Origin of the sequence: Cetobacterium sp. (assembly GCF_051658645.1) — a bacterium.
Taxonomy (GTDB): Bacteria; Fusobacteriota; Fusobacteriia; order Fusobacteriales; family Fusobacteriaceae; genus Cetobacterium_A.
Genome location: NZ_JBOFMZ010000011.1, coordinates 1 through 6,457, shown reverse-complemented (window position 1 = coordinate 6,457; position 6,457 = coordinate 1). Strand labels below are relative to the sequence as shown.

Sequence of the window (6,457 nt, the reverse complement as noted above, 5' to 3'; positions counted from 1 at the left end):
CTTATTAATTATATCTTGCTTGTGAAAAAAATACAAATACTACCTAGAGTTTAGTGAACTGTTGTTCTAAAATTAAAAAAAGTAATTTTGTGAACACTGAATTAGAACAATAATAGGAGTACACAAAAGTGTACTTTTTTGTACTGAATTAATTTATTTAGTGATTATATAATATATTAATCTTCTTCACTTATATATTCTAAATACGTTTCTAATATTAGATCATTTTTATTTTTTGATTTTATATAATTGTGTAGTAAACAAAGCAAATCTTTGTTATTATTTGAATTTTTAATTAATTCTTTTAATCCATTTTTAGTAAAAATTTCAAAATCACATAATTTAAATAGAGAATAATCAAAATTTTCTTTATCTAAAGAATAATTTAAAATATTTTGAAATCCTTTTTTCTCAATATACTTAATCACACTTTCATCTCTATAGTTTTTCATATATTCTATAAATTCACTCGTTACTAAGTTGTTTAAAAGCAAATAAAAAATATTATTTATAATAAAATCTGCTTCACTTACTAAGTCATTCTTTAGCTCTAGACTTTCTAGTTTCTCTATAATTAATTTTTCTTGAGAAAAGTTTGGAGCAATCAATTCTAAATCTATTATTAACATATATGTTCGCATTTCAAATTTTTGATTCAACTTTATTTTTTCTTCATTAATAATCTTTTTAATTAAACTTTTTTCTAAAATTCTTGTAAAATATAATCTTACCTGTGAATGTGTTTTGCAACTTTTTAAAAAACATAGAATATCTTCAGATTCTATAATTTTTTCTTCTGTTTTTTCTTTAAAATAATATGTTAAAAAATTAATTAAATTTGGACTCGGTTCAATTAAATCTTTTTCATCCACTATTTTTAAAATTAACTCTTTTAATATATTACACTTTAGATTCTTTATTATTGTATAAAGAAAATTTATAAAATTGGAACTAGTCTCATGAGATGAAATGTCATTAGAAATAAGTAGTTTAAAAAAATTAGTGTTATTTAAAATAATAGTTATGCATTTATTAGATTGTTCTTCTGTTAGATGTGTTTTTGATAATAATAATAATATTTTTGTAAGTATTTCATTTACTTTTGTTGTCAATTCTTTTGGAAAATTAAGAACATTTTTTAGACTCTGAATTATATTTTCAACACATGATTCATCACATTTTAACTCATCTATAAAATAATCTTTAAATAATAGTTTTAAATCTTTTAAATTTAATTGCATCATTAGAAAAATATCAAGATAATCAATTTTATCCACTTTTTCAAATTTTGAACTTTCACCAAAAAAATTGTTACGATTTATATCTTGAACTTCATTAGTATAAGCTATAAACAGTATTTCTAAATATTTTTTTATAATTTTATACATCTCAAAGTTATTTAAACTTATTCCATTAAGTATACAGTGATTGAAAGCCTCTTTTATAGAGTATTCTGAATTTTCTATTGTTGTTGTACCTAAATTACAACAATTTTTATTTTTTCTTATTTTATATAAATAATTTTCAATTTTATTTTCAATCTTACTTAATGTTAAATTTTCAAAGATTTCTTGATATAGCTCTGTTTCAGTTTTAAAAAATTTTCTATATATTTTATTCAAATCAATTTTATCCTTATTTTTAAAGTTGATTCTCTGTTCTTCATTTTCAATATTCAATAAAATAAAATTATTCCAAATGATTTTCTCTTTAGATAACTTTTGAATTTTATATTCTCCAATAACATCTTTGGCTTTTTGAAATTCATGAAAAAATGTAAAACCATAAGCTTTTAGATAACTATTTTCTATCCCTTGTATTGAATTTACAAATTTATTTTTATCAAAAGTCATTATTGAATTTATTATGTTATTGATGTTATTATTTTCATGTTTATTAGAAAACAACTCATTAAGCTCTATTTTCTCAGTTTTATTTATAACAATATTATTAATCCGAGCTTTAAAAAATATGTCTCTATATTTATTCGGATCATCCATTTTTTTTAATTTTATTTTTTTAGTTGTTATTATTCCTTCAGAGGAGCAAGAATATTCACAAACACTTAGATCTTTTATAATTTTTTTCAAATTATCTTCTGTTATATAGTTTAAATTTTCATATATTTTAAAATTTTCCTTCATTTCATTCTTTTTTTTTCTAGAATATAATTCTGTTAAAAAATCAGCTAATTTTTTACCTTTATTCTCATCTGAACATTGCAATAAAATTTTATTTATTAAGTTGTTATTACTTTCATTACCGTCTGAACTTTCAAAATCAACAAGATAGACCCTTCTAAAATCTTCATTCAAAATATCACTAATCCATTTCATAATATTTTTAACATTTACATCATTTAATGAATACCCTATAAAAAGAACGGTATTTGTTGTAAACAAACTTTTTACAAATGTTGTTATTAATGGAAAGTTTTGTTCATATTTATCGTAATCACTTCTTTTTAAAACGACATTTCTATTTTCTATATCACCATGCATTTTAATTATCATTTTTTTTGATTTTGAATATGCTAACTCTTCATCTTTAGTTACCACATCATATTCATTACTTTCATTTAGTTCAATTTCAATCAAATTATCATAATTTGTTGTTATTATATACTCTAAATTAAGCTTATTCAAAGCTTTGTGAATAAAATTTGGCTCATGATTATTCTTAAATTTTTTTTCTAAAATGTCATAATATTTTATTTTTCCAAAATGATTATAAAATTTTTCAGGAATTTCTAACATTTCTTCAGAGTTATAATTATCTTTCTCAATTCCCATATATTCAGCATAGCTTTTTACCAATGAATGCCAGCTAGGTAAATCACTATTTATTGAAACTCCTGCTCCAACAAAAATAACTAATTTTTGATTTTGTAATTCTTCTGCTAAAAAATCAATATATTTATCCCTCAATTTTACTCCTCCATTTTAAATTATAGATTATTCTTTAGGCATCATATTCTTGCTTTGTAATGGGCTCTATAAAGTATTTTTAAGTCTAAATATCCATATTTACATATCTAATATTAAAAGTATAGCATAAATCTTTTTCAACGTCAGACTCTAAATAAAACTCTTTCCCTTTATATATAAAGCTTTCTTTTTCAAAATTTGTATCAACTTTATTGCCATCACTAAAAATTACTTTTCCATTTTCAAAATCAAAATAAAATTCAATTTCTTTCATTTTCACTAACCCCCTTGTTAACTTTTTATAATTTCATATTTTTTTCTATTGTTTATATCAAAACTTTTCTTGATAAATATATTGTTACTGGATTTCAATTTAAAACTTCTCCAAATACTTTGAATTCATTATCTATACTAATATTATATTACAATTATTTTTTTAATATATTTTCCCTGTGGTATTTTAAATACTTTAAATTTTCATTATTTAATTTGATTTTAAATTTAGAATTAACATTCATTAAAAGTTGATCAGCTTGATTTAATAATGGAGAGATTAAAATCTCTCCATTATCTTTAAATGAAATATATCCACCATCAAATAACTTATCATGATGTGGACATAATAAAAATCCATTGTGTACATCAACTTTTTCAAATTCATTACTTACTGACCATGGTTTTATATGACTAGCTATTAAAAAATTTTCATTACTTAATTTACAAATCTTACATCTACTTTGGTGAAAAAGTAAATTATTTCTAAAGTTTGTTTGTCCTACTCTATATTTACTAATAATTTCTTTTTCTAATCCTGTTAAAATAAAATATTCATCATTTTTTTCTGAATTTACTATATCTAAATTTGATATTTTTAATAATTTATTGAAACAACTTTCTGATAAAGGAATACTTGAAGCTTGATATCCAGAAATTAAATACTTATCATTTTCAATTTGTGGTATATTTGAAATATCTTTAAAAAAAAGAGGTGCATCAACTAGATTATGAATTATTTTAAGTTCAATACAATATTGGCCTCTTAAATAACTACTTTCATTATTTAAATTATAGATATTATCCCAAGCATGTTCTTCGTTTTTTTCTTTCGCAGAAGATATTATTTGAACAATGGCATAAACTCCTGATTCTAATCTTTTATTAGATCCTAACTCTTTAAGAGTTCTTTTATCTTTTCCTACTCTTAAAACTCCATATTGATTTGGATAAAAATAATCCTTTTGAAATTTTGGAATAGTCCAAGTTAAAGGAAGAGAAGTTTCTTTACTATCACTAAGAAACTTTTCCAAATCCCAATATTTAGGATTATTTAAAAAAATCCAAAAATTTGTGTACTTAATCATTTTTATACCTCTATCTTTCTATATTTTTTGTCAATAGTTCTCAATGATAAATTTAGGAATTTTAACAAAAAGCTTGTGTTGTTACTTTAAAACACCTAATTCTTTCTGAATTATATCGTTATTACTCTCCTTTTATTTTTAATTTTTAGTATAAATAAATTTACACATACATAACAATAAATTCATTCTCATTCTCTACAACTCTAATTTTTTTAGATTTAACTAATCCTTCTACTAATCTTTGAACTTCATCACTATCATTCTCTAATCTAGCTATAACAGCTTCACCTTCAGGTGTTTCTGTACATCTGAAAAAGTCTATTAAAAACTCTTCACGAGATACGAATGCATCCATGTTTTGAGCTAATTTAATTATTTCTGAGCTTTTAATAAGTGGATTCTCTATAAAAATCTCTTCAATAAAGTTTTCCAAACATTCTATTTTATAAACTAAAACTGTACTCTCTAAAGTTTCATAGAATTTATCTGCTTTTTCTTTTGACCAATACTTATAAAAAGTCTTTTTAATTTTATCCAATATTCTCTTTCTCCTCTAAGACAATTTTCCATATATCTCTAATTTTTTGTGTTTTAAAGTGTCTGTAAATTGTCGTTTTGCCTGGTAGTTTACCCTCTCTTGTTTTGGCAGTAATTTCCATTACAGTCAAAGGTGCACCTTTTGCACAATACTCTTTGTAGAGTAAATTTTTAACCTCTTCTAAAGAATAGTGCTTACCCTCTGTGCTAGTTTTTTCTAATCCCCTCTCCAACTCATCCCATACAACCGAGATTTTTGTCGTTTTAAAAAACTTTAAAACTGTTTCTAACACAGGCAAATTAGGATCGCTATTAAGCTCGTTTTGAGATAATCTACGACCTTTTATCTCTCGTGCATTTAACAGCAATTTTGTAACATCATCTTTAGAATATAAAGAGCCTAAATTGAATGTATAGCCTGCAGCTGTTTTAACTTCTTTCCAACTTCCAAACCTACGTAATAAAACTGATTCTGAGTACTTAAAACCGTGTTTTTTAAGCTGGAACATAGAAGCACCATTGTACGCTTCTATTTTTTCTGAAAAGCTCCTATACATAGCTATAAGCTCGTCATTCGTTTCAGTTACAACAACTCTTTTATTTTTTATTTTTTTTTCAGAATTACATTTAACCATTTCTCACCTTCTCTTTCAGCTCGAACATCAGTAGTTTCAAATGTTTCACAAGATTCATAATCACAATTTTTTATTAAATCTAAAAATTTTTTACGAGTAAAAACAGTAAAACTTCTACCGTCTTTTTCATAATTCTTTTCTCCAATTTTAAAAGAAGCATAAACTACACCATTTTTTTTAAGAGCTTTATAGCACCTTTTTAAGGTCTCTAAAATTTCTAGTTCTGTTAGGTGCAATAAAGAAGCACTAGCCCAAATTCCTATAAATCTGTCGCTATAATCTAAAGTTCTCATGTCAGATACTAAAACTTCTATTCCAATATATTTACTTGCTGCTGCTGCTAGCTCTCGAGATAAATCAATCGCCTTAATTGTATATCCTTTATCTAGAAAATGTTTTGAATCTCTTCCACTTCCACAGCCTAAATCTAATATTTCGCCTTTTCTAGATAGACTTTTTTCAAAGACATCATAAATATAGCTCATATCAGCATTTACAGTACTGTTAAAAAATTGAATCGCATTTTCATTATAAAATTTTACAGACATAAAACCTCCAAGTTTTATAATTACAATCCCATCTTACAATAATGGTTTATAATAACACATAAAAACAAAAAATCCAAGAGTATTAACTTGGATTTTATTTCAATTTTGGATAATTAAAAATGATTTCCTATCACTTCGGTAAGTTTTTCAGCTGTTAAAACTCCTTTATTTCTTATTGCAATAACTTCTTTCAAAATACTAAGCAATAACTCTTTTTTAGCATCTTCACTGTAAGAATATACAATATCTGCTAATTCTAAAGCTTCTAAAATCTTCTTTTTAATTTCAGATATATCATCCATTGATTGGGTAGATTCTACAGGTTCAACGTTTTGAAAGAGGGTTTGATTAGTTTGAGCGGATTTATTCTGCAGATTTTCATTTTTTTCTAAAAACTCTGAAATATACTTTTTTCTACTCGCAGAAAAAGCTATTTTTTGTATTTTTGT

The 6,457-nt window shown here is 23.7% G+C and carries 7 protein-coding genes; all 7 read right to left on the bottom strand.

Translation table 11 applies throughout. The annotated features are described in order from the left end of the window. Positions 1–176: 176 nt before the first annotated feature. Complete coding sequence (locus ACRCZX_RS00405) at positions 177–2,927, bottom strand: SIR2 family protein (protein WP_438580976.1); 2,751 nt, start codon at positions 2,925–2,927, stop codon at positions 177–179. Between the two features lie 85 nt (positions 2,928–3,012). Beyond that, the gene (locus ACRCZX_RS00400; RefSeq protein ID WP_438580975.1) at positions 3,013–3,201 is read right to left on the bottom strand and encodes a hypothetical protein; all 189 of its coding nucleotides are present in this window, start codon (positions 3,199–3,201) and stop codon (positions 3,013–3,015) included. A 154-nt stretch (positions 3,202–3,355) separates the two neighbouring features. Next, the gene (locus ACRCZX_RS00395; protein ID WP_438580974.1) at positions 3,356–4,288 is read right to left on the bottom strand and encodes an HNH endonuclease; all 933 of its coding nucleotides are present in this window, start codon (positions 4,286–4,288) and stop codon (positions 3,356–3,358) included. A gap of 160 nt (positions 4,289–4,448) precedes the next feature. Then, complete coding sequence (locus ACRCZX_RS00390; protein WP_438580973.1) at positions 4,449–4,826, bottom strand: hypothetical protein; 378 nt, start codon at positions 4,824–4,826, stop codon at positions 4,449–4,451. After that, the gene (locus ACRCZX_RS00385; protein WP_438580972.1) at positions 4,819–5,460 is read right to left on the bottom strand and encodes a hypothetical protein; all 642 of its coding nucleotides are present in this window, start codon (positions 5,458–5,460) and stop codon (positions 4,819–4,821) included. Before ACRCZX_RS00385 ends, ACRCZX_RS00390 begins: the two co-directional genes overlap by 8 nt. Beyond that, positions 5,430–6,008 (bottom strand): class I SAM-dependent methyltransferase, encoded by a 579-nt coding sequence (locus ACRCZX_RS00380; protein WP_438580971.1) that lies wholly within the window; start codon positions 6,006–6,008, stop codon positions 5,430–5,432. Before ACRCZX_RS00380 ends, ACRCZX_RS00385 begins: the two co-directional genes overlap by 31 nt. Before the next feature lie 113 nt (positions 6,009–6,121). Further along, the coding region (locus tag ACRCZX_RS00375; protein WP_438580970.1) for a hypothetical protein at positions 6,122–6,457 on the bottom strand (336 nt) is incomplete at its 5' end.